Genomic DNA, 24,173 nt, shown 5'->3' with positions numbered 1-24,173 from the left:
GATCACGGCTGTTCGGCGCGCACGGCGCGCGCGGTAAGGCGACGGGGCTCGAGGACCGTGGCGACGGCGTAGCCGCCGCCGCCGGCGATGGCGAGGACCCAGAAGAGGCCGGGAGTGCCGAGGAAGAGCGCTGCGGTGGAGACCAAGGCGAGCCAGGTGCCGAGGCCGTAGTGCAGCAGGTTGCGGCGGACGGCGCCTTCGCCGAGGTAGATCAGGCCGACGACGAGGCCGGAGCCGGTAGGCCAGAGCATCGACTGCAGGTCGGGCATGTCGAGGGTGTACGCCAGGCCGGTGATGGCGAGGAACAGCGCGGTGAAGGCGCTGACCCAGGAAGCGCCGAGCAACTTGCCGGACAGGGCGTCGGACTCGCTCGCGCCGCGCTGGGCGCGCGTGGCGGCGATGGTGGCGTAGACGGTGCCGACCGCGAGCCCCGCTCCCAGGAGCGTCATGGGAAGCCAGCCGGGCAAGGCGAGCAGGGGGCTGGCTCCCTTGGAGATCGCGGCGGCGCCGTGGCCGAGAACGTAGGCAAGTCCGAAGCTGATGTAGGTCGCGCGGTTATCGACCTCGCCCGAGGGATGCGTGGTGAAAGCGTCGGTGGTGGCGGTGAACATGGGGGAACCTCCGGGTCTAGGGTGCGAGCCGAGATCGATGGGGTGTTGAAAGGGAGTAGGAGACGCCATCGCCGTCACCTTACGAACGTAACCTTATGACCGTCACCTAACGCTTGTCAATTGATGCGGGTAACGAAAATAATGTAATTTTTATTACGTTTTCTTCAGTTTGCGAGGGCTAACGCCGGTAAGTTTCTGGTTGTAAGGTGACACCATGGGAGACAGCGGAACGGCGGCGTCGGCCGCACCGAAACCGGTCCGCGGCCGCAACCGCCGCGGAGAGGGCGCCCGCCTGCGCGCCGACATCGTGGCCGCGGCGGTCGAGCTGCTGGACGAGGCGGGCGACGAACGCGCCATCACGCTGCGATCGGTGGCCCGCCGGGTCGGGATCGCCGCCCCCTCGATCTACCCCCACTTCCCCGACCAGCCGGCCATCATGCTGGCCGTCGTGCAGCAGGCCTTCGCCGAGCTGGAGAGCAGGCTGCGCTGCGCCGTGGAAGAGACGAGCGACGATCCACGGAAGCGGCTGTACGCCGTCTGCAACGCCTATCTGGAGTTCTCCCTGAGCCACCCGGAGCGCTACCGCACCATGTTCGGTGGCCTCTGGAAGCCCACCCTGGGAGACAGTTCCGTGACGGAGCGGGACCTGACCACGCTCGGCAAGGAAGCCATGCAAATCCTCATCGACGCGCTCGGCGGCTGCGTCGCCGCCGGGTGCTCCACCAGCGCCGACCCGGTCGCCGACGCGATCGCGCTGTGGCTCGGCCTGCACGGCTTCGCACACCAACGTGCCGTCAGCCGCGTCTTTCCCTGGCCCGCCGACACCGCCGAACGCATCATCACCGCACTTGCGCGCCTCGACACCTGAGCCGTGCGCCGGCAGACGTGAGCGTCACACCTGGATACGGACGGAAACTCCACGGGTCCCTGTCCGCCGCGGCGGTCGCTTCGTCTTGACAGCCAAGTCGCTGAGGCCGCTATCGTCTAGCGTGCGTTCAGCCTCACTCTTGCACCGCCTCGCCCCCGCCCTGCTCGCCGCGCCGCTCGCCGCGGCGCTCGGATGCAATGGCGCCGATGCCCCACGAAGCCGCGCAAAGGAGCACGGCATCGGGGCGGCTGCCGCCGCGCTCACGGCGCCACGCTGGGACGTGGCGCCGCCGATGAACGTCGCCCGGAGCAGGCACACGGCGACACGTCTGCTCGACGGGAAGGTCCTCGTGGCCGGCGGAGCGAGCGCCACGGCCGAGGTGTACGACCCCGCCACGACGACATGGACGCTCGTCGCGTCGATGAGCACGCCGCACACGGGCCATACAGCGACGCTGCTTCCGGACGGCAGGGTCGTCGTGGCCGGCGGCGCGACCGACGCCGTCGAGATCTACGACCCCGCCACGGAGACATGGACGCTCGCCGCGCCGCTCCTCACGCCGCGCGAGCGCCACACCGCGACGCTCCTGCCCGATGGCCGGATCCTCGTGGCCGCCGGTGAGTTCGAGGAGTGGGTGATGAGCTCGAGCGAGATCTACGATCCCGTCGCGGATACGTGGACCGCCGCGGGGTCGATGGCGCAGGCGCGCTCCTCCCACACGGCCGCGCTGTTGCCGGACGGCAAGGTCCTCGTCGTGGCCGGGGTGGGCCCCTCCGGCGACCCCATCGGCAGCGCGGAGCGCTACGATCCGAGCGCGGGCGCGTGGACCGCCGCGGGCTCGATCCAGAACCGGGAAGGGCACACAGCGACGCTCCTGGGGGATGGCAAGGTGCTCGTCGCCGGCGGCTACACCGATTACGGCGGGGAGGGGTTCACCTCCACGAACCGCGGCGCGGCGCTCTACGATCCGGTGAGCAACACCTGGACGAGCGCGACGCCGATGAACGTCGCCCACTACAGGCACACCGCCACGCCGCTCGCCGATGGCCGGGTGCTTGTCGCCGGCGGCAGCGCGCTCACCGAGGTCTACGATCCGGCGAGCGGGAGGTGGTCGCTCGGCAAGTACCTGAACACGGACCGGAGCGGCCACACCGCCACGGCGCTCGCAGACGGGCGGGTGCTCGTGGCCGGCGGCGGGAGCGCGAGCGTCGAGAGGCTCACCCTCGCGGCGCCGGGCGCTGCTTGCCTCTTCGCGGGCGAATGCGCGAGCGGCTTCTGCGTCGACGGGGTCTGCTGCGATACAGCGTGTGACGCGGGCTCGTGTGACGCGTGCGCGGTGACCGCGGGCGCGTTGGCGAATGGCACCTGCACGCCGCTGAGCGGCGCCGTTTGTGGCAGCCCCGACGGCTGCACGGCGAACGGCGTCTGCCAGGCGGGCGCTTGCGTCGGGGATGCGCCTGTCGGCTGCGGGCCCGCGTGGACGCCGGCCGGGAGCATGCCCGTGCCGCGGCACGAAGGCGCGTGGGCCGAGCTCGCCGATGGCCGCGTGCTCGTGGCCGGCGGGTACGACAACGACTGGAACGATACCCTGTCCGCGAACCTCTACGATCCGGCGACGAACGCCTGGAGCGACGTCGCGCCGCTCTCGCACGCGCGCCGCAAGCCGGCGTCGATCCTGGTCTCGACAGGCGAGATCCTCGTCGTGGGCGGCGATTCTCCGTCGACGGCCGAGGCCTACGATCCGGCGAGCGATACATGGACGCTGACTGGCGCCATGGTCGCGCACCACGACCCGAGCGTCGCTCTCTTGCGGCTCCCCGACGATCGTATCCTCGTCGTGGGCGGCGGGACGGCGGTCGCCGAGCTTTACGATCCGACGACGAGATCCTGGTCTGCGACGGGCTCGCTCGGCGCCTCGCGCTCGCGGCATTCGGCGGTCCTCTTGCACGACGGGAAGGTGCTGGTGAGCGGCGGCGCGGGCAACCCGGCGACGGCGGAGCTCTACGACCCGGCCACGGGGACCTTCTCCCCGGCCGGGACGCTGACCTTCGCGCATTCCGGGCACGAGGCGACGAGGCTGCTCGACGGCAGCGTGCTCGTGGTGAGCGGCGACGGCGCCGATCGGTATGACCCGGCCACGAATACGTGGACGCCCACGCAGGCGTTGCTCGTGCCGCCCGCCGATTTCACGGCGGTGCTGCTCGGCGATGGTCGGGTGCTGGTCACGGGCGCGCCGAACGTCCCGCACGCGCAGGTGTACGAGCCGGCGACGAACGACTGGACCGTGACCGGGCCGCTGGACGTCGCGCGCCGACGTCACACGGCCACGCTGCTCGGGAACGGAATGGTGCTCATCGCGGGCGGCAAGGAATGGACGGGCGGCAGCGAGTGCACCCTCCGCAGCGCCGCGGTGTACAACCCCGTGACGAATGGCTGGTCGACGGTGCCGAACATGAGCAGGCTACGCGACGCGCCGTCGTCCGTGCTGCTCGAAGGCAATCGCGTCCTTGTCTTCGGGGGGTTGCTGGCAGGTTGCTCGTCCGGAGACGGCGACCCCGAGGCGCATGGGAGCGCGGAGATTTACGAGGGCGGCGTCACCCCGGAGGGCAGCGGCGGAAGCGGCGGCGCCGGTGGCTCCGGTGGAATGGGCGGCGCCAGCGGCTCCGGCGGAAGCGGAGGAGGCGGCGACGGTGGAATGGGGGGCGCGGGCGGAGTGGGCGAGGCCGGCGGCGGCACCGGCGGCGTGGCCGGCACCGGCGGTCAGGGCGGTATGGGTGGCGTGAGCGGCACCGGCGGTCAGGGCGGTATGGGTGGCGTGAGCGGCACCGGCGGTCAGGGCGGTATGGGTGGCGTGAGCGGCACCGGCGGTCAGGGCGGTATGGGTGGCGTGAGCGGCACCGGCGGTCAGGGCGGTATGGGTGGCGTGAGCGGCACCGGCGGCGGCGAAGAGCCGGATGGCGGCTGCAGCGCCGCCAGCAGATCCGCGGAGAACAGCGGGCGCGGCTTCGCTGCCCTCGTGGCCCTGGGCGCCCTCTTGGCGCGCCGCCGCAGGCGCTGAAACGCAGAAGACGATACAACCGGGCAGCGCCCTCTCCCAGCCTGGAACCATCGTCGCTGCCGGGCCCGAAGCGCACGTCCCCGCTTACCGATCGCCCGGGCAAGCACAGCGGGCGGCAGGACCGCAGCGCCGAGCGCGGGACACATCCAGCGCGGCACATCCAGCGTGGTGTGGACAGGTTGACGCGAAGGAGTGGACCCGTGCAATCAGAGGTCCTGCACCAGGAGCCAGCGTGGTGTAGACAGTATCACACCGCCGAGTGAGCATCGTTTGGATGCGTCAAACAGGGGAGATCGGCGATAGAAATCTCCACGCCTCCGTGGTTCATTTTTCCTCTCACGGCAGCTGCGCGGGGCCGGCCAGAGGGGGCGCGCCTACACAGATGGCATTCTCTTGCGAGGCGCGGTGACATGGCGCGGCGTTCTGAGTTACCCTGACGGCCCTCAGGAGATTCATGATGCTTTGCTCGTCAAATCTCTTTACGCACGGCCTGGCCGGTATGGCCGTTGTGCTGCTGTCCTCCTCGGGCTGTGTCCTCGAGCGCGGAGGCACAGGCGAGCCACGACGGACCGAACAGCAGCAGCCTGACCCTCAAGAGGAGCGCCCTCAAGAGGAGCGCCCCCAGGAGGAGCGCCCCGGGGACGCGCTCCCCGAACCCGAAGAGGAGCGCCCCGGGGACGAGCTCCCCGAACCCGAAGAGGAGCGCCCGGAGGACGGGCGCCCCGAGGACGAGCTCCCCCAGGAGGAGCGCCCCGCCGCGCTGTGCGAGGCGGCAGATGCGTCGCTCATCGCGTGCTTCGCGTTCGAGGGGAACCCCGGCGACGGCTCGCAGCACCACTTCACGCCCGATCGCGAGCGCGACCTGAGCTACGCGCCCGGAAAGGACGGCCAGGCGCTCAGGATGACGCGGGGGAGCCGCCTCCGCTTCGGCCACGACGCCGCGTGGACCGCCCCGGCGATGACCATCGATGTCTGGATCAATCCAGCTTCGATCCCGTTGAGAGAGCGTTACACCGTGATCGACAGCGGCGGGAAGCCTTCTCTCTTCCTGATGCCGGGCGGACTGGTCCGCTGCACCATGGGCGTCGAGCAGAACGTGCTTTACCCCGTCCTCCCGGGGAAGTGGACGCACATCGCCTGTCTCTCGGATGGCCAGACGCAGAGCCTCTACGTGAACGGCGTCGAGGTGGACCGGAGCCCGTCCGGACCGGTGCTCGCCGAGGGCGAGCAGCCGATCCACATCGGCTCGGACGAGCCGTCGGATCAGGACGAGTTCGACGGGCTGATCGACAGCCTCCGCGTCTTCGGCCGGACGCTCGCGCCCCAGGAGATCTGCGAGGCCGCCGGCCGCGACGGCTGCTGAGCGGCGCGGGCGCCGCGCCTGCCGAGAAAGGCGCGCGGCGCTCGCGGGGCGGGGGTAGCGCGGGGGTGCAGGCTGGCGCGGGCAGCGCGGCGGCGCAGGCCGGCCGGGGGCAGCGGCGGTCGCAGGCCAGCGGGCCCGCCGCGTCGCAGGCGGCCGGAGCCGCCGCGAGGACGTGCGCTCTGAGCGCAGAAATTCGAGGGGAACGTGAGGTAAGGGGGAGGGACGGAGAGAGACGCCTCAGAAGGCGGCGTCGCGGAGGCTGTCTTTGTACTGCGCCTTGTACAGGTCGTGGCAGCTCTTGCAGCTCGCCTTGGCGCCGTCGATGTCGCCCTTCTTGGCCTTCTCCGCGCCCTCCTTCGAGATCGCGACCCACTTGGCCATCCCGGGCGGCGGCTTCGACGCCACGTACTCCAGCGCGGACGCGATCTTCGCGGCGTCCCCGCTCGTGGTCGCCGACTGCATCACCGACTTCATCCAGCCCTGCATCGGACAGGGCTTCTGTCCTTTTGCACCGCAGCCGAAATCCTTCTTCTCGGTGACGGACGCGGGAAGGTCCGTCGGCCCGCCCGCCGCCCATGCAGCCCCAGCAAAGCCAATGCCGACGCCCACCAACACAGCACTCATCAGCTTCATCGACATCCGACGTCTCCTGTAGGAAAGGGCAAGCTCGGCGAGAGACATCGCAGCTCCGCGGGTGGTTGTCAACTGCCACCTTGAGCGTCGCGCGCGCTCGCGACCGCCGCCGGGCCGGGGACGACGTCAGGGCAGAAAAACTTCATTCGAGCCGTCGATTTTTCCGTGTCGCCGACAGCCGCCCCAGGCAGTCGCGGGCGAGAACCTGATCGGGGCTGCGACGAGCCCAGCCCAGGCAGAGACGGATGACGCAGAGCAGCATCCCGATCCCCGGCGCTGCGGGCGAGGGGCACGGCGGGTGCGGCGGCGCGCGCGGTCGCTCATCGGGCGCCTCTGGCATCCCGATCGGCGCCGAGCCCCGTGGGACCGATCTGCCCAGGTCCCGGTCACGTCGCCTCGGCCGGCGGCGCTCTCGTGGGCTCTCTGGACCTCGGCCTGGAAAAGGGGGCCGCCCGAGCGGAATGCCATCTTCTGGATGCGCGCCTCGCGGCGATGGCGTTTCACGACAGAACCCGAGGTCGCCGATACCGTCGCGCTGGAAGGGGGTGAGCTCGGAAGAAATCATGAGCCGTCTCACAAGTTCGAGGCGCCGCTCGCGGAGATCGCGATGACGCTGCGCGCCGGAGAGACGCGCTGAGACGGCATGTCGGTCATGCGCCCACCCCGCGAGCGCGAAAGCAGGAATGCCCCCCAGCGAAACGAGCCGCGTACATGATATCGCTGGGTCCACGGCCGTTGATGCGCGCGGGAGAGATCGTCGACGAGCGGTTCGAGATCGAGGGCCTCGCCGGCTCGGGCGGGATGGGCCACGTGTACCGGGCGCGCGACCGGCGCACCGGCGACACCGTGGCTCTCAAGGTGCTTCGCCGCGCCGGCAAGAGCGAGCTCAGCCGCTTCTCGAACGAGGTGCAGGCGCTCTCGGCGCTGCGCATCCCCGGTGTCGTCCGCTACATCGCTCACGGCGTCACCGCGGGCGGCCAGCCGTACATGGTCATGGAGTGGCTCCCCGGGGAGACGCTCGCCGCGCGCATGGCGCAGCGGGGGCTCACCCCGGCCGAGAGCGTCGATGTCGTCGCGCGGGTCGCGGCGACGCTCGGCGTCCTCCACCAGCAGGGCGTCGTGCACCGCGACCTCAAGCCGAGCAACCTGGTCCTCGTCGACGGGCGGCTCGATCGGGTGATGGTGCTCGACTTCGGGATCGCGCGCCTGCGGATCGATCAGCAGCTCACGATGCCGGGCACCGTCCTCGGGACGCCGGAGTACATGGCGCCCGAGCAGGCGCGCGGCGAGCGGAGCGTCGACGCGCGCGCGGACGTCTTCGCGCTCGGCTGCGTGCTGTTCAAGTGCCTCACCGGGCGCGCGGCGTTCCAGGGCGTCGGGGCGCTCGCCGTGCTGGTCAAGGTGCTCCTCGACGACCCGCCGCGCCTGCGCGAGCTGCGCCCCGAGCTGTCGGAGGCGCTCGACGCGCTCGTCGCCCGGATGCTCGCGAAGCAGCGGGACGAGCGGCCCCGCGACGGCGCGGCCGTCGCCGAGGCGCTCGGCGCGGTCGACCTCTGCTGCGTCGACGCGGCGGTCGGCGGCGAGCCCGCCGCGCCGGTGCGCGTGCTGGAGCTCACGAGCAGCGAGCGGCGCGTCACGTGCCTCGTGCTCGCGCACGAGCGCACGGCGCCCGAGGAGGAGACGCGCTCGCAGGAAGAGGAGCAGGCGCGGGCGCTCGAGCAGGCCGAGGAGCTGCGCGCGCTCGCGGCGCGCTACCAGGGCCAGATCGAGCTCATCGACGCGCGCTCGCCGCTGCTCGTGCTGACGAGCGCCGAGGCGGCGACCGATCTCGCGGCGCAGGCCGCCCGCTGCGCGCTCTCGCTGCGCGCGCTGCTCGGCGGCGCGCCGGTGGCGCTCGTGACCGGGCGGGCGGAGCTCACCTCGCGCATCCCGATGGGCGAGCTGATCGACCGCGCGGTGCAGCTGCTGCCGGCGCGCGGCGAGCCGGCGGCCGCGCCCGCGGTCCGGATCGACGAGGTGACGGCGGGGCTGCTCGGCGGCCGGTTCGAGACGAGCTGCGAGGGGGGCGCGCGCTTCCTGCACGGCGCGCGCGACGACCTCAAGGTGGCGACGGCGCCGGCGCTGCTCGGCAAGCCGATGGCGTGCGTGGGGCGGGAGCGGGAGCTCGCGGTGCTGACCGCGGAGCTCGAGCGGAGCGTCGAGGAGTCGACCTCGGGCGCGCTGCTGGTGGTGGCGGCCGCGGGGATGGGCAAATCGCGGCTGCGGCAGGAGTTCCTCGAGAAGGTGTCGGGGCGCGGCGAGCGGGGCGTGCGGGGCGTGCGGGACGTCGAAGGCGGGCGGGCGGCCCACGGCGGGGGCGTCGAGGTGTGGGTTGGCCAGGGCGACCCGATGAGCTCCGGCTCGGCGTTCGGGATGCTGTCGCGCGCGCTGCGGAGCGCGATGGGCATCGTCGACGGCGAGCCGCTCGAGGAGCGGCGGCGCAAGGTGCGGGCGCGGGTCGAGCGCCACCGGGAGCTCGACGTGGGGCGCGTGAGCGCCTTCCTCGGCGAGCTCGTGGGCGCGCCCTTCCCGGACGACGACATCCAGGTCGGGGCGGCGCGGCGCAACCGCCTGCTGATGGGCGATCAGCTGCGCCTGTCGTGGGAGGAGTTCATCCGGGCCGAGTGCGCGAAGCAGCCGGTGCTGCTGATCCTCGAGGACCTGCAGTGGGGCGACCTGCCCACGGTGACGATGGTGGAGGCGGCGCTCCGGAGCCTGAAGGACCTGCCGTTCCTGGTGCTCGGCCTGGGCCGCCCCGAGGTGCACGACGCCTTCCCGGGGCTGGCGCAGGGCCGCTTCGGCAACCAGATGATGCTGCCGCCGCTCACGCGCCGGGCGAGCGAGCGGCTGGTGCGCGCGGCGCTCGGCGACGAGCCGAGCGCGGAGCTCGTGGCGACGCTGGTGAGCCGCGCCGACGGCAACCCGTTTTACCTGGAGGAGCAGGTGCGGGCGGTGGCGGCCGGCCACGGCGCGGACCTGCCCGAGACGGTGCTGGCGATGGTGCAGGCGCGCATCGAGGCGCTCGACGCGGAGGCGCGGCGCGTGCTGCGCGCGGCGAGCGTGTTCGGCCAGGCGTTCTGGCCGAGCGGGGTGAGCGCGCTGCTCGGCGGGGCGGGGGTGACGCGCTGGCTCGCGGAGCTGGAGCGGCGCGAGGTGATCCACCGGCGCGGCCCGGGGCGGCTGCGGGGCGAGGTCGAGTACCGCTTCCGGCACGCGCTGGTGCGCGAGGCGGCGTACGGGATGCTGACCGAGGCGGACCGGCGGCTGGGCCACGCGCTGGCGGGCGCCTGGCTGGAGGGCGCGGGCGAGCCGGACGCGATGACGCTGGCGGAGCACTTCGAGCGCGGCGTCGTGCCGGCGCGGGCCGCGGCGGCGTACCTGAGCGCGGCGCAGCACGCTCTGGAGGGCAACGACCTCGGCGCCGCGATCGAGCGGGCCGAGCGCGGGCTCGCGTGCGCCCCGGAGGCCGCCGTGGTGGGGGCGCTGCGGCTGGTGCAGGCCGAGGCCCACGTCTGGCGCGGCGACCTCGCGCTCGCCGAGGAGCGCGGGACCGAGGCGGCGCGGCACCTCGCGCCCGGCTCGGCGCCGTGGTTCGCGGCCATCGCGCAGGTCGTCGCCGCGGCGAGCAAGCTCGGCGGCTTCGATCGCGTGGAGCGGTGGATGAGCGAGGCGATCGCCGCGCCCGCGCTGGAGGGCGCCGAGAGCGCGAGGAGCACGTGCCTCTGCGCGGGCGCCGCGACGCTGGCCTTCGCCGGCCGGCCGGCGGTCGTCGACGCGCTGATCGCGGCGGTGGAGCGCGCGCTCTGCGACGGGGCGCCGACGGGCGCTGGCGCCGGCGCCGAGGTGGTCGCGGGCCTGCACCAGGCGCTCGCCTTCCGCGCGATGAGCGGGGGCGACCCTGGCGCCTGCGTCACCGGCCTGGAGGCGGCGCTGGCGGCGTTCGAGCAGGTCGGCGACCGCCGCAACGCGTGCATCACCCGCGCGAACCTGGGCTATTCGTACGGGGAGCTCGGCGACTTCGGCGGCGCCGAGGCGGCGCTCCGCTCCGTGATGGAGGCCGCCGATCGGATGGGCCTGCACGAGGCGGCGGCGGCGGCGCAGGCCAGCCTGGGGCAGGTCCTCGCCTACCGCGGCCGGCTGGCCGAGGCGCGGGCCGTCGAGGAGGCGGCGCTCGCGTCGAGCCAGCGGCTCGGCGACCCGCGCGCCGAGGTGGTGTCGCGCTCCTACCTGGCGAAGATCGCCCTGCTCGCGGGCGATTTCGGCGCGGCGGAGCGCGAGGCGCGCCTCGCCGAGGCGCTGGAGAGCGCGTCGCCGTTCCGCGTCGCGGCCACGGCGATCCGCGCCAGGGCGCTCATCGGGCTCGGGCGCGCGCGCGAGGCGCTCGCCGCCGCCGGCGAGGCCCTGGCCGCGCTCGAGTCGCTCGGCGGGCTGGAAGAGGGCGAGTCGATGATCCGGCTGGTGCACGCCGAGGCGTTCTCCGCGGTCGGCGACGCGAAGCGGGCCGCCGCCGCCATCGCCGCGGCGCGCGACAAGCTGCTCGATCGCGCGGCCAGCGTCCGTGATCCCGAGTGGCGGAGGCGCTTTTTATCCCACGTCCCCGACAACGCGCGCACACTGGAGCTCGCGGCGCAGTGGGTCGGGACGGGTCGGAACACAGCACCGCTGTCCCACGGGTGAATCCGCACGGGACGTGCAATTTAAGGGCTGACAGCCGACGTGATTGGCCGTACGCTGTGCATAGACGTGGAGAGTTCCCGGCTGCAGTCGCCCTGAGCGACGCGCCGGAGGGCGTGCTGTGATCGGGGAGCGGGGGCGCTCCTCTTGGCTCGCTACCGAGGTCTCATCACGTGAAAACCAAGAGTGTGCTTGGATGCGCAGGCATCCTTCTCGTCGCTACTGGCTGCATGGCGCCCGAGCTCGAGCTCGGCGCGGACGGAACAGAGGAGCTCGACTCGAGCGCTGAAGCGATCGAGAGCGGGAATGCGCTGAGCTACAACGCGCTGAGCTACAACGCGCTCAGCTACAATGCGCTCAGCTACAACGCGCTCAGCTACAACGCGTTGAGCCCCCGGGCGGTCTCCGCCCTCCGGGATCCCGGCGCGGGTGGCGATCTCTTCCGGACGCTCGTGAAGTACACGGTCAGCTGCGCGTTGAACGAGTCCCAGTCGTTCCGCTTCTCCTGGACCGACCGCGCGGGCACGGTCCATCGCGAGGTCTACGCTGGACACCTCGGCCTCGCCGACCGGTGGGACAGGCGCCCGCTCGACGCGGACGGCAAGCAGATGGTCTCCGCGTGCCTCGCGGCGCACACGAACCGTTATGGTGTATCGGTCCTCATCTCGATGCGCTCCGCGGAGAACCCGCTGCGCCGCGAGGTCGGCCCCGACGAGCTCGACGAGTACCCGCACATCGAAGGGGCCTTCTGGGGGAACCTCTTCGCGGAGACGCCGTACCTGCGCGCCTGTTACAACGCGGAGAACGTCGATGTCGCGCACGCGGCGCGGCGCGATTGCGCCGCTGGCCACCCCGGCGCGGACGGGGAGCTCGAGGGCTGCGGGATGATCGAGATCGTCGGCGACTGCGCGGACCACTGCAGCAAGCTCCACCGGTCCGGGGAGTATTACAAGAACTGCGATGATCCGGAGTCGGGCAAGACGCGGTATGTCGTCACCACCGCGCTGCGCTGACCGCTGCCTTCACGGGGTCATCGGCTCACGGCGGGCTCCGCGCGGCGCGGACGAGCATCGCTCTCCGCCATCGCAGGTCCGAGTCCGGTGCTCCTGCCAGAGGCCCGGTCGGCGCGCTGGCCAGGGGCCGGGGGGGCGATCGGCACCTGCCAGCTGCGCCCTGGCAGGCAGCGCCCCCGCAACGCTGGCTCGGTCAGGGACCGCGCTGCTGCGGCGGCGCCGCCTGTCCGGGTGAGGTCGAGCCGCTCCGGGCCGGCACGCCGACGGCGGTGACGCCGCGCGGGGGCGCCGGCGTGGCGCGCGCGGCGGGCGGCGGAACGCTGACGGCGCGCCCGGGCGAGGTGTTAGCGTCGTGACGGCGCCGCCGAGGTCGGCCGCTTTTCCGCCATTCCATGGTGGTGTCGCTCTTGCTTCCCTCGCGCTCACGGCGGGCGAGCACCCGCAGGCAGGCGCCCGCTCGCCGGGGACGACATGGGTCGTTCACCCACTCAGCTGGAGAGCGAGGAAGTCCAATGAAAATTTCCGTTGTGGTTTCGACCCTTGTCGGCGCGTCCCTGTGCGCCGGCGTGGCGCTCGCCGAGGGCGCCCGCACCGCGCGGGCGCCGCGGCACATCGAGATCCACCGGTCGCGCGGCGACATGGTGGATCGGCCCTACCGCCACGCGCCGCGGGAGCAGGCCGCCGAACGGTCGTGGCGCGCCGAGCGCGCCGAGCGCGCCGCGCCGATCCCCCTCTCTCGGGGGCAGGAGCGGATCCGCTGCTCGGATACCGGCACCGACTGCGCCTCTCGCGCGGCGGCGGCCCACAGGAGCCGCAGCGAGGCGCGCTCCGCCCCGGGGCGCGCGGCGTCCGCCCAGAGGAGCGCCTCGCCGCTCAAGAGCAAGGCCGAGGCGCGCATGAACTGCAGCGAGGCGGGGGAGTGCACCGCCTCGAGCGCCCGGGCGCGCGGGGCGTGGGCCGCCCGGTCGGCCGGGGCCGCGGCCACCCGGGAGCCGGCGGCCGCCCAGCGCAAGGAGCGCGCGGCCGCGCCGCGGGAGCTCGCGCAGCGGCAGAGCCCCCGCATGGGCTGCAGCGAGGGCGACGAGTGCGCGATGTCCAGCAAGGAGGCCGCGAAGTTCTGGGCGGCGCAGTCCATCAAGGCAGGCACGAAGTCCCCGAGCCAGATCGCCTCGGAGCGGGCCGACCGGGCGCGCCGGGTCGCCGAGCGGCAGCGCGAGCGCGACGCGCGGCGCGAGAAGAGCGACTCCACCTCCAGGTGAGCCTCGGTCTCGACCTGGGACCGAGAGGTCGCTCAGGGCCGCCGCTCGCGGGAGATGCGTGCCAGAATGGAGCGCATGGCCGAGAGGGATCGACTCGCAGACGATCAGGCCCATCCTCCGCGGCAGGCGCTCGGCGTGCGCGTCATCATCGTCTACAAGCTCGCCAAATCGGTGTTGCAGCTCGTGATGGCGATCGCGCTCTTCCGCCTGGCCTCGTCCGGGCTCGCCGCCAGAGCTCACGCGTTCGCGGTCACCCTGGGCAAGGAGAGCGCGAGTGCCTGGAGCGCCGCGCTGATGGACGCGCTCTCGACGGCCACGACGCCGCACGGCGCCCGCGTCGTGAGCGCCGCGCTCGCGGCGGACGCCCTGCTCAGCTTCATCGAGGGCTGGTCGCTCCACCGTGGCTATCGGTGGGCGCCCTGGCTGGTCGTCGGGGCGACAGCCTCGCTCGTCCCCTTCGAGATCATGGCCATCGTCCGGCATGGATGGCGGCCGACGCGCGTCGTCATCCTGGTGATCAATATCGTCATGGCGGTCTACCTGAGCCGACGCGCTCGGCGAGGGCACCGGGGCTTCTCGGCGTACACGGAATAGGCACACACCCGTGTGCGTCCGCACGGGGATGACGACGGGGCGACGCGCTGGAGAAATGCACTGCGAGGGCGACATTGAATCTGTCACCGAGCCAGGTATGCACGTGCGCTTGCTGGGTTGGCGGCTTCGTCGGTAAAGTGGGCCGCATGACGCGCTTGCGCTCGGTGGTCGGCGGAGGCGAGCGGCCGCCGCTCCCCACTCCATGGCACGCCGGCCCAACGGCCTGGCGATGGTCAGCGGACAAAGCCCGTCTGATTCATCGCCTTGTGGGGCCGCATCCATCGACCGTCAGGAGAGCACGTCGGTGACAGTCTTCGCTCCAAGGACGTTATCGATCCAGCGGTCGAGCGTCGCGACATCCGTGCATGCCTCGATGCGCGCGCTCTCGTCGTCGGTGAGCACGAGCCCTGCACGCGCAAGCAGCCTCAGCAGCGTGTCCCTCTTGCCCTTGAGCTCGCCCTCGCGGATGCCCTCGAGCTTGCCGCGATCGATGAGCTTCTGCACGAATGGGGGAAAGGTCGCCTCGCCTTCGATCTGCCGTTCCATGACCAACGCCTCCAGAGACTGCCGCATGGGGTCACGCAACCCGTTCCAGATGAGCTGAAAGTAAACCAGTGCGTGCTCCTGGTCGAGCCGGCCGAGGGCGACGAGCGCCGCCTGGACCACGGTGAGCCCGTTCGGCCCGTTGCCGTGCGCCACCGCCGAGAGCACGGCGAGCTCGGTCTCCTGCTCCGCCTCGGCTGGGTCGGTGATCTCGGGTACGACGGCCGGACCGAGCACCAGCGGCTCGACGTTGCCGAGGCCCAGGCCGAGGTCGATGTTCTCCGCCGCCCAGACAGCGACGCCGGCGTCCGGCGCGACAACGAGGACGACGGTGCCGCAGCGCTTCCTGGCGCGCACGACCGTGACGTACGTCGGCCACGAGAACTTCTTGTCCGGGTCGACGTCGCGCTGGACCTCGAGGACGATCGCCAGCACGAGCGCGCCGCTCGCGTCTCGAAGCTCGAGCACCAGGTCGGCGCGGAACTCCACCGGGATGAGCTGGTCGAGCGACGACTCGACCACCGTGACCGAGGCGTGCGGCGGCACCGCGACGTGGAAGAGCGTCGCGAGCAAGCGGGGCGCGAGCTCCGGGTCCTCACGGAACATCTCGACGAGGGCGTTGTGCTCGAGCGTCGGCATGACGCTCGGCCTTGAGCACACCCCATGCCGACACGAAACGACGGGAAAACGCGAGGAGAGGTCCAGCTCAGGGGTGGCGGCGCCATGGCGGAGGGAACCGATCACCACGCCTACCCCATGGCACGCCGGCGCAACGTCGCAATCCGCTGCGGCGCAAACCCTGGCGACAGGGCGCTACTCGAGTAGCGCGAGCGTCCGCGGATCGGGCTCGGCATCGCAATACTTCTCGAGCCCCCCGAGGAACGCCCCCTCGTCGGGAGCCGCGCGGGCGAACAGGGTCATCGATGAGCAAAACTTCAACTCATCGCGACTACCGAAGATGTCATACGGCGAACGCCCCTCGACCTGGTTCACGAGGCCCTCGATACCAGGGCGCGCGTGGGCAGCCGTGATGACCGCGATGTGCCCCTCACTCGGATAGATCAGGGATGGTCCGCGCCCTTTTCAGTCCCTGAATCGCCGTGCGGATACGGCTACGAGCGCGAAGAGGACGACGGCGATCGCCGGAGCGCGCCGCGCCGGCTGACCCGGGCTGCCGATCTGACATCCGCCACCGCTGTCGACCTCGCCATTGCCGCCGCCGGCGCCCGCCGCGCTGTCGCCGCCGCTGCCGCCAGCGCCGCTGCCGCCAGCGCCCGCGACGTCAGCGCCGCCGCTGCCGGTGTCGCCGCCCGCGCCCGTCGCGCCGCCGCTGCCCGTCGCGCCGCCCGCGCCGCCCGCGCCCGTCGCGCCGCCCGCGCCCGTCGCGCCGCCCGCGCCCGTCGCGCCGCCGCTGCCCGTCGCGCCGCCGCTGCCTGCCGCGCCGCCGCTGCCCGCCGCGCCGCCGCTACCCGCCGCGCCGCCGCTGCCCGCCGCGCCGCCGCTGCCCGCCGCGCCGCTGCCGGCAGGGACGCACTCGCCCGACAGGCACGAGCCGCTCAGGCAGTCCTCATCTGCGGCGCAGCTCCCGCCGTCGAGGGACGGCAGCGCATAGACATACGCCGCGCCGGCGCGGCTGGGCGCCTCGCCCAGGTAGGGGGCCCCGACGATCGCGCTCCCTCCAGCATAACCGGCGCTCCAGCCGAAGAAATCGAAAGGATGACCATCCGACGGGGCCAGCGTGCGCGCCTCCATCCACGTCGCTCCTCCGCCGTAGAACACCGACGCGACACCCTTCTGCTCGTTCGCGCCGACGAACCCCGCCAGCACCACGTTGCGCAGGAGCTGCACCCCGGTCGCCGTGGCCCCCGTCAGCGCGGGAGTGAGCTTCGCTTGCTGCGTCCACCCGCCATCGTGGCGCGCATAGATGTACACGGCGCTCTTGGCCCCGATCGCCGCCGTGTCCCCCTCGACGGCGACCGACGTGCCGAAGGCCAGGTTCACGCCGCTGTCGGGCGGGACGAGCTTCGCCTGCTGCGTCCACGCGCCGCCCTCGCGCACGAACACGTACGCAGATCCAGCGTTGTAGCGCCCATCGGGGTCGTCCTGGGGGGCACCCACGATCGCTGTGTCGCCCGAGAGCGCGACCGACCAGCCGAGCCCGCGAGGGCTGTCGTTCGGCACGAGCTCCACCCGCGGCGACCACACGCCACCCATCCTCGTGAACGCGAAAGCCCGGCCCACGGCGAAATCGATGTCCTCGCACACATTGCTGGCCACGACCGTGTCGCCGTCCACGTCCACGGCCACCGTCGACAGGCCGCCGACGACGACCTCCGGGATCGCCAGAACAGCCTGCTCGGACCAGCCCTCGTCTGCCCGGCCGAACACATAGACGCGCTCCTCGATCGCGCTCGCCTCGTAGTCGGCGCCGGCCATGACCACGGCAGTGTCGCCGTCGATCGCCACCTGACGGCCGAACCGCATGCCGTCCTCGCCGTCGCTCGGCTCGAGGGTCGTCGAGAACGTCGCGACCCCTCCGGCCACGGTGTAGACGTGCGCCGCGCCTCGGCTCAGGCCACCCTCGTCCGGCGCCCCGATCAGCACCGTGCTCCCGCTCCCGGCGACGGCGAAGCCGAAGAGTCGCAGCGCCTCCGGCGCCGGCTCGGCGAGCCGCTGGTCCTCCATGAACGTGAGGGCAGCGCGCGTCGTCGCGGTCGGGCCCTCATCGGGCCTCACGGCGCAGGCCGCAGCCGTGAGCGCAGGCGATAGCAGTGCGAGACAGACGAGTCGACGGTCGTTCATCGGTCACCTCGCGCTGGAGAGTAGCCGAGGCGTCCTTCTCTCGAGAATCGCTCAGCGCGCGATCACGGTCTGCCACCCAGGCGATCGCGGCGCACGGAGACCCATTGAGTCATACTCGCAGGCACGATCGAGGTCGTGGTGGCAGGGACGACGCGGGAACGGGGCAGCTCGCGAAGCGTGGAGCCGGCGCGCAGGCCAGGCGTCACCCACCGTCGCCCGCCGCGCGCCGCCACCCGCCGTCGCTGCGCCGCGCCCGCCCCTCGCGCTCCAGCTTGATCAGGTGCGCCTCGAGGCTCAGCCGCGCGAGCGGCCAGAGCAGGGGCGCCGTGTCCGCGTAGGCGACCGGCAGGAGCCCCTCGAGCGTCGCGCCGCCCTCTCCGCCCTCGCTGGCCGCCTCGAGCGCCGCGACCACCCGCTGCTCGCGCCCGAGCCGATGCGCGATGTAGCGCCGGAACAGCTCCTCCGGCGCGTCGATCGGCCCGCCGTGCGCGGGCAGCACGACCCGGGCGCCGAGCGCCGCGAGCCGCTCGAGCTGCGCCAGGTACACCGCCATGTCGCCCTCCCGGGGGTCGATCAGGATGGTCCCCACGCCCGCCACCATGTCGCCGCAAACCAGGACCCCCTGCGCCTCGTCGAGGAAGCAGAGGTGGTCCGGCGCGTGCCCGGGCGTGTGGAGCACCCGGACCGCCATCGGCTCCAGCCCGCCGAGCCGCACGACGTCCCCGTCGGCCAGATGGCGCGCGATCGAGACGTCCCGCAGCCGCGGTGCCGCCTCGGCGTGGGCCCAGACCGGCACGCCGAGCTCGGACGCGAAGAAGCGCGCGCCCCCCACGTGGTCGGCGTGGTGGTGGGTCACCGCGATCGCCACGACCGTCCGCCCCTGGGCGGCGAGGCCGCGCGCCCACGCGAGCCACTCCCGACGCTCGTCCTCGTACGGCGTGGCCGGCTCGACGAGCAGCACCTCGCTGCCGCCGAGCGCGTAGCTGCTCGTGTGCGTCGCCGGCGGCAGCGTCGGCGTGCGCGCGGCGAAGGCCTCGACGTCGCGCACGCCGCGCGCGACCGCCTGCGGCCGGATCACCGCTCGACGATGACGGCCAGCGCCTCGCCGCCGCCGATGCAGAGCGTCGCCAGGCCGCGCTTCGCGTTCTGGTCCTTCATGGTGAAGAGCAGCGTCGTCAGGATGCGGGCGCCGCTCGCGCCGATCGGGTGGCCGAGCGCGACCGCGCCGCCGCGGACGTTGACCCGCTGGGCGTCGATCCCGGCGAGCTTGTTCACGGCCAGCGCCACCACCGCGAACGCCTCGTTCACCTCGAACAGGTCGATCTGGTCCGTGGTCAGGCCGACCTTCTTCGTCGTGTTCGCGATCGCGGCGGCCGGCGCCGTCGTGAACCACTCGGGCGCCTGCGCGGCGCCGCCATAGCCGACGATCCGCGCGAGCGGCGTCAGCTTGTGCTCCTTGACCGCCCGCTCGCTCGCCAGGACGAGCGCGCTCGCGCCGTCGTTGATCGACGAGGCGTTGGCCGCCGTGATGGTCCCGTCCTTCTGGAAGGCGGGCTTCAGCGACGCGAACTTCTCGGGCTTGCCGGCCGGCGGGCCCTCGTCGTCCTTCACGACCAGGGCGTCGCCCTTCTTCTGCGGGACGGAAACCTGCGCGATCTCCGCGGCGAAGAGCCCCTCGCGCTGCGCCGCGAGCGCCCGGCGGAAGCTCTCCTTCGCGTACTCGTCCTGCGCCTCGCGCGAGAAGCCGTGTTCCCTGGCGCACGCCTCGCCCGCGGTGCCCATGTGGTAGTTGCCGTACGGGTCCCAGAGCCCGTCGTGGATCATGCCGTCCACGAGCTTGCCGTCGCCCATGCGGTAGCCGGAGCGCGCCTGCGGCAGGTAGTAGGGCACGTTCGACATCGACTCCATGCCGCCGGCGACCACGATGTCCGCGTCGCCGAGCGCCACCGTCTTCGCGCCGAAGATGACGGCCTGGAGGCCCGAGCCGCAGACCTTGCTCACCGTGGTGGCCGGGACCTTGCTCGGGATGCCAGCATAGATGGCGGCCTGCCGGGCGGGGGCTTGCCCGATGCCAGCGGACAGGACATTGCCCAGGAACACCTCCTCGATCGCATCCGGAGCGATCTTTGCGCGCTCAAGGGCCGCCCGGATGGCGACCTCGCCCAGGCGGGGGGCGGGCAAGGGCGAGAGTGCACCCTGGAACGCGCCGATCGGCGTCCGGGCCGCTGCGACGATGTACACGGGGACGGGTAGGGTCATGATCTCCTCCAGCGGCGGTGGTGCTGTCTCATTCGATGACGCCGTCCAGTGCGTCTCACGAACAGGCCTCTGGTACCGCGGTTGACCGGTGGCGGCAAGCGAGCCCGGGACGCTCTTCCGCCTGCGCGCTGCCTCACACGGGCCCACAGCGGGGCCGCGAGAACCGGAAAGACGTGAACTCTCGTGGCCGGGCTCGTGCCGTGGCCGGCTCGCGTCGTGGGCGGGCGCATGCCGTGGGGCGGGCGCGTGCGTGGCCGGGGGCGCGCGTGGCCGGGGGCGCGCGTGGCCGGGGGCGTGCGTGGCCGGGGGCGTGCAAAGACGCCCGCCATGGTTGAGATGGTGTGCTCGGAAGCGTCGGGCCGCGCCGACTCGGCGCGCCTCGCGGCGCTGCTCGCCGAGCTCGACGAGCGAAACCTCGACAATGTGACCCGTACGGAGAGCTACCTCGAGCTCTACGCGCTCACCCGCGCCCATCCGCCGGATCTGCCCTGGCTGCTCATGGCGCACCTCGTGTCGCGCAACGCGGGCTCCCTGATGACCGAGATCGCCGTGATCCTCGACCGCGGCGACGGCGCGATCGCCCCGTCCGCGCTGCGAGAGCTCTTTCTCTTCCTCGAGCGCGCCAATCACCTCATCTTCTTCGACGCCTGGTATCATGTGCTCCACCACCTGCTCGGGCGGAGCGCCGAGCTCCGGCCCGGCAGGTGCTCGCGGTTCGTCCGCGAGGCCTGGGCCTGGCACGAGCAGGCGCGGCGCGCCGGCCAGCCGCACCCCGCGCTCGAGCGCGCGCTCGTGAGAGACCTCGTGACCAACGAGCAGAACCTCATCGAGCGCCGCGTCGTGCACCACCCCCGGTTCCCCATCGCGCGGGCGCTCGTCGCGCTCGCCGAGGCGCTCGGGCAGGAGGCGCCGGTCGTGCTGCCGTGCACGCAGGCGTCGATCCAGGTCGGCGGCTTCGCGATCCTCGAGCGGCGCATCGCCGCCGGCATGAGCATCTTCGACGCGATGGCCGACCGCGCGACGCGCGACGCGATGTACGCGTGGGCGCGGCGGCACCCGCACGACGGCTCGCGGTCGCTCTGGGGCGGCCCGGCCCGGCCGAGGCTCCGGGACGCCTGGCCCGCCCACGCCGTGCGGGCGCTCTGGGACGCGATTCATGCTCCCCCCGAGCCGGACCCGGGCTGGCCCTGAGCGCCGGGCCCCCGGCCGGGCGCCGGGGGCGCGGGGGGTCGATCGACTCGCCAGCGTACCACAGGCCGGCGCGCCGGACGCCGGCCTGTGGTACGCCGGCGACGCCGCGTGTATCGTGCTCGCCCCAAGGGGTCGAGGGGGGCAGTCCCCCATGCCCCGATCCGACAAGGAGCGAGCGAGCGATGTTGAATGCAGGCGACCGGGCCCCGGATTTCTCTCTCGAAAGCGATAGCGGCAAGGCGGTGAGCCTCGCTGATTTCCCGGGCAAGACGGTCGTCCTCTACTTCTATCCAAAGGACGACACGCCCGGCTGCACGCGGGAGGCCCAGGCCTTCTCCGCCGCCCTCGAGGCGTTCGCCGACGCCGGCGCCGCGGTGCTCGGCGTCTCCCGCGACTCCGTCGAGCGCCACCGGAAGTTCAGGGACAAATACGATCTCGGGGTGACGCTCCTCAGCGATCCGGAGCTCGCCGCGCACAACGCTTACGGCGCCTACGGCGAGAAGACGATGTACGGCAAGAAGGTGACGGGCACGATCCGGAGCACCTTCATCATCGGCCCCGACCGCAAGGTGAAGCACGCCTTCAGCGGCGTGAAGGTCGACGGCCACGCTGACGCGGTGCTCGCGCTCGTGCGCGGCGGCGGCGCGTCGCCCCCGTCGCCCACGCCGCCCGCGCTCACCAAGGGCGCAGCCTCGAAGAGCGCAGCTTCCAGGAGCCCAGCGGCGAAGAGCGCGGCCGGGGCGCCGGCGAAGAAAGCCGCCGTGAAGGCGCCGGCAAAGCCAGTTACCAGATCCAGATAAGGGACCGCCTGGACTGCCGGACAACGTCACAGCGGACTCGCGGCGTGCGAGGCGACGATCGCCTGTCGGATGCCGTCGCGAGGGCCTCCCGCGCGGCTTGGCTTGGAGCGCGCGCTCTCCGGGCTGGACGGATCGCGCGCTTCATGAAAGAATCTTGGACCTTTGCTTGCAGATGGATGAAATTGCCACGACACCAGGGCTCATCCCTCGACTCGCCTCAGGTCAGGTGGAGCGATGAGCGCTGGAGCGAGGGAGCTGGATCATGATTGTAAGGCATCTGATGGTACGGACTTTTGCTTTGCTGAGTTGCCTCTGCGCGATCGCCGCCTGCGGCGATGACCCGCCGCCGCCGCCGCCGGTCAGCGGCACCGGCGGGGGGGGCGGCGGCGGGGGCGACGGCGGGAGCGGCGGCGAGGTGGTCGAGGTGTGGGAGCTCGACCGCGACAAGCCGCTGTCGGTCGTCGAGCCGGAGTTCGCGCCGGCGCCGCACCCGCTCGAGCCGGGCGCTGCCCTGGGCGAGCTGGAGACCCCGCTCCCCACGAACACCACCTGGATGAACTTCGTGCTCGGCGAGGGCGATCAGCGGATCAACGCCGCGCCGTACGACCTCAAGGCGCTCGGACAGGGGCTGTCGATCTCCCGGCCGGAGGTCGTGGTGGAGAGCGCGTCCGTCACGACGCCCGATGTGGCGCAGCTCGGGCTCAGCGCGCGCCAGGCCTTCACCGGCCATGCGATCCGGTCGTCCGATCTCCTCTCGGTCACCGTGGAGTGGGCGGCGCAGGGCGGCACCATGACGGCGCCCATCGTCTACGGCATGCCGTACGTGACGACCATGTACGACGGGCTCACCCCCTCCGTGCGGGCCGGCGACGGCGTGGCGATCACCTCGGTCAACGGTGAGTCCACGAGCCCCACCGAGGTGACGGGCGATCGATTCGAGATCGAGCTCAACAACGGTCAGACGTGGGTCCTCTACGCGTCTCCCGCCATCAGCTTCGAGTGGGACGCCCTCCTGATGAACGCCGAAGGGCCGTATACGGGCTCGCTCCGCCTCGCGCTCGTGCCCGGGCCGAACGCCGCGGCCGTGCTCGACGAGCACGCCGCCGTCATCCCGGTCGGCGGCGACATCAAGGCGACTGTCACCGAGGACACCGCCTCGGTGCGCTTCGACTGGGAGATCAAGGGCGAGGGCGAGCTCCTGACCATGGCCCTGCCGCACCACGTGGAGCGCCTCGAGAAGGCCGAGACCGTTGACCTCGCGTACCCGACCGTCATCGGCCAGATGAAGGGCGTCTCCGGGTCGAGCTGGGAGCTCGTGTACCCGCTCAGCACGATCACCTGGGACGCGCCGCGCCGCGTCTCGGACCAGTGGGGCGACGCCGTCGTGGCGGCCCTCGAGGACGAGCGGGGGTTCACGCCCGCAGCGGGTGTCGTCGACGAAGACCCGTATTTCGGGGGCAAGCAGCTGGCGAAGCTCGCGCGCCTCGCGCAGATCGCCGAGGCGGTCGGCAAGGCGGATCTCGCCGAGGAGCTCCGGGCGCGGCTCAAGTCGCTCATCAACCCGTGGCTCAACGGCGAGAACGCGAACCCCCTCGTCTATGACACGACCTGGGGCGGGATCGTGACGACGAACGGCCTGGCGAGCAAGGAAGCGGACTTCGGCCAGGGCTATTACAACGATCACCACTTCCATTACGGCTACTTCCTGTACGCGGCGGCCGTGCTGGCGAAGGGCGATGAGACATGGCGCGACAACTACGCGGACAAGGTGCTCTGGCTCGTCCGTGACATCGCGAACCCGAGCGCGAAGGACCCGCATTTCACGCCGTTCCGCAACATGGACTGGTTCCGGGGCCACTCCTGGGCGTCAGGGCTGACGCCGTTCGCGGACGGCCGTAACCAGGAGTCGACGTCCGAGGCCGTCAACGCCTGGTACAGCTTGCAGCTGCTCGGCGACGCGCTCGGCGACGAGGACGTGAAGAACATCGGCCGGGTGCTCCTCGCGGTGGAGACGGCCTCCGCGCAGACGTACTGGCAGATCCCCGCGGACAGCACCATCTACCCGGAGCCGTTCAAGAACAACCACGCTGTCGGCGTCCTCTGGTCCACGAAGGCCGACTTCTCGACGTGGTTCGGCGCCAACCCCGAGTACGTCTACGGGATCCAGCTGCTCCCGATCACGCCCATCTCGGAGTCGCTCGTCTCCAAGCAGTGGATCGAGGACGCGTGGCCCGTGATGCAGCAGGCGATCAAGCCTGAGCCGGATCCCTGGAATGCGTTCCTGATCGCGGCGCAGGCGACCATCGACAAGGAGGCGGCCTGGGAGGCGGCGCAGGAGCAGACCGATCTCGACGACGGCCTCAGCCGGACGGCGCTGCTTTACTGGATCGCCACGCGGCCCTGAAAGCCTACCGGTAAGCGACGTGCGATAGACCACCACCCGGCCGCCGGCGACATCCGCGTTTG

General features: G+C 72.2%; 17 protein-coding genes. 10 read left to right on the top strand and 7 right to left on the bottom strand.

Annotated features, from left to right (window positions below):
- Positions 1 to 2 precede the first annotated feature (2 nt).
- Complete coding sequence (locus tag WME89_RS43225) at positions 3 to 611, bottom strand: ABC transporter permease (RefSeq protein WP_438005419.1); 609 nt, start codon at positions 609 to 611, stop codon at positions 3 to 5.
- Positions 612 to 825: 214 nt separating this feature from the next.
- Here WME89_RS43225 and WME89_RS43220 point away from each other — a divergent pair, with 214 nt between their 5' ends.
- From WME89_RS43220 to WME89_RS43210, 3 genes are all read left to right on the top strand, one after another.
- Entirely contained in the window at positions 826 to 1,479 is a 654-nt protein-coding gene (locus WME89_RS43220; RefSeq protein ID WP_438005418.1) for a TetR/AcrR family transcriptional regulator, read from the top strand.
- A gap of 121 nt (positions 1,480 to 1,600) precedes the next feature.
- Positions 1,601 to 4,537 carry a Kelch repeat-containing protein gene (locus WME89_RS43215; RefSeq protein WP_438005417.1) on the top strand — a complete coding sequence of 979 codons (2,937 nt, stop codon included), beginning with the start codon at positions 1,601 to 1,603 and terminating at the stop codon, positions 4,535 to 4,537.
- 499 nt (positions 4,538 to 5,036) lie between these two features.
- The gene (locus WME89_RS43210) at positions 5,037 to 5,900 is read left to right on the top strand and encodes a LamG domain-containing protein (protein WP_438005416.1); all 864 of its coding nucleotides are present in this window, start codon (positions 5,037 to 5,039) and stop codon (positions 5,898 to 5,900) included.
- Between the two features lie 237 nt (positions 5,901 to 6,137).
- Here WME89_RS43210 and WME89_RS43205 read toward each other — a convergent pair whose 3' ends face one another.
- The gene (locus WME89_RS43205) at positions 6,138 to 6,539 is read right to left on the bottom strand and encodes a hypothetical protein (RefSeq protein WP_438005415.1); all 402 of its coding nucleotides are present in this window, start codon (positions 6,537 to 6,539) and stop codon (positions 6,138 to 6,140) included.
- 705 nt (positions 6,540 to 7,244) lie between these two features.
- Here WME89_RS43205 and WME89_RS43200 point away from each other — a divergent pair.
- From WME89_RS43200 to WME89_RS43185, 4 genes are all read left to right on the top strand, one after another.
- Positions 7,245 to 11,249, top strand: coding sequence for a serine/threonine-protein kinase (locus WME89_RS43200; protein ID WP_438005414.1), 4,005 nt, complete (start codon positions 7,245 to 7,247; stop codon positions 11,247 to 11,249).
- 170 nt (positions 11,250 to 11,419) lie between these two features.
- The gene (locus tag WME89_RS43195; protein WP_438005413.1) at positions 11,420 to 12,259 is read left to right on the top strand and encodes a hypothetical protein; all 840 of its coding nucleotides are present in this window, start codon (positions 11,420 to 11,422) and stop codon (positions 12,257 to 12,259) included.
- A 512-nt stretch (positions 12,260 to 12,771) separates the two neighbouring features.
- Complete coding sequence (locus WME89_RS43190) at positions 12,772 to 13,518, top strand: hypothetical protein (protein ID WP_438005412.1); 747 nt, start codon at positions 12,772 to 12,774, stop codon at positions 13,516 to 13,518.
- A gap of 75 nt (positions 13,519 to 13,593) precedes the next feature.
- Positions 13,594 to 14,112 (top strand): DUF2127 domain-containing protein, encoded by a 519-nt coding sequence (locus WME89_RS43185; RefSeq protein WP_438005411.1) that lies wholly within the window; start codon positions 13,594 to 13,596, stop codon positions 14,110 to 14,112.
- 288 nt (positions 14,113 to 14,400) lie between these two features.
- On the opposite strand, the gene WME89_RS43180 is transcribed toward WME89_RS43185, so the two are convergent.
- The 5 genes from WME89_RS43180 to WME89_RS43160 form a co-directional block, all read right to left on the bottom strand.
- Positions 14,401 to 15,294, bottom strand: coding sequence for a hypothetical protein (locus WME89_RS43180; RefSeq protein ID WP_438005410.1), 894 nt, complete (start codon positions 15,292 to 15,294; stop codon positions 14,401 to 14,403).
- Positions 15,295 to 15,468: 174 nt separating this feature from the next.
- Positions 15,469 to 15,648, bottom strand: coding sequence for a DUF1810 family protein (locus WME89_RS43175; protein ID WP_438005409.1), 180 nt, complete (start codon positions 15,646 to 15,648; stop codon positions 15,469 to 15,471).
- Positions 15,649 to 15,738: 90 nt separating this feature from the next.
- Positions 15,739 to 17,391 carry an FG-GAP repeat protein gene (locus WME89_RS43170; protein ID WP_438005408.1) on the bottom strand — a complete coding sequence of 551 codons (1,653 nt, stop codon included), beginning with the start codon at positions 17,389 to 17,391 and terminating at the stop codon, positions 15,739 to 15,741.
- 268 nt (positions 17,392 to 17,659) lie between these two features.
- Entirely contained in the window at positions 17,660 to 18,535 is an 876-nt protein-coding gene (locus WME89_RS43165) for an MBL fold metallo-hydrolase (RefSeq protein WP_438005407.1), read from the bottom strand.
- The gene (locus WME89_RS43160) at positions 18,532 to 19,716 is read right to left on the bottom strand and encodes a thiolase family protein (RefSeq protein ID WP_438005406.1); all 1,185 of its coding nucleotides are present in this window, start codon (positions 19,714 to 19,716) and stop codon (positions 18,532 to 18,534) included. The genes WME89_RS43165 and WME89_RS43160 overlap by 4 nt, the downstream gene beginning before the upstream one ends.
- A gap of 327 nt (positions 19,717 to 20,043) precedes the next feature.
- Here WME89_RS43160 and WME89_RS43155 point away from each other — a divergent pair, with 327 nt between their 5' ends.
- The 3 genes from WME89_RS43155 (at position 20,044) to WME89_RS43145 (ending at position 24,111) form a co-directional block, all read left to right on the top strand.
- Positions 20,044 to 20,907: a DUF2515 family protein gene (locus WME89_RS43155; RefSeq protein WP_438005405.1), complete on the top strand. Its 864-nt coding sequence runs from the start codon at positions 20,044 to 20,046 to the stop codon at positions 20,905 to 20,907.
- A gap of 182 nt (positions 20,908 to 21,089) precedes the next feature.
- Positions 21,090 to 21,707, top strand: coding sequence for a peroxiredoxin (locus tag WME89_RS43150; RefSeq protein ID WP_438005404.1), 618 nt, complete (start codon positions 21,090 to 21,092; stop codon positions 21,705 to 21,707).
- A 298-nt stretch (positions 21,708 to 22,005) separates the two neighbouring features.
- The gene (locus WME89_RS43145; RefSeq protein WP_438005403.1) at positions 22,006 to 24,111 is read left to right on the top strand and encodes a glycosyl hydrolase; all 2,106 of its coding nucleotides are present in this window, start codon (positions 22,006 to 22,008) and stop codon (positions 24,109 to 24,111) included.
- Positions 24,112 to 24,173 lie beyond the last annotated feature (62 nt).

The organism is Sorangium sp. So ce321 (assembly GCF_051530195.1).
Lineage (GTDB): Bacteria > Myxococcota_A > Polyangia > Polyangiales > Polyangiaceae > Sorangium.
Note: the sequence above shows the minus strand (reverse complement) of the source record. Positions and strands in the feature narration are given on the sequence as shown.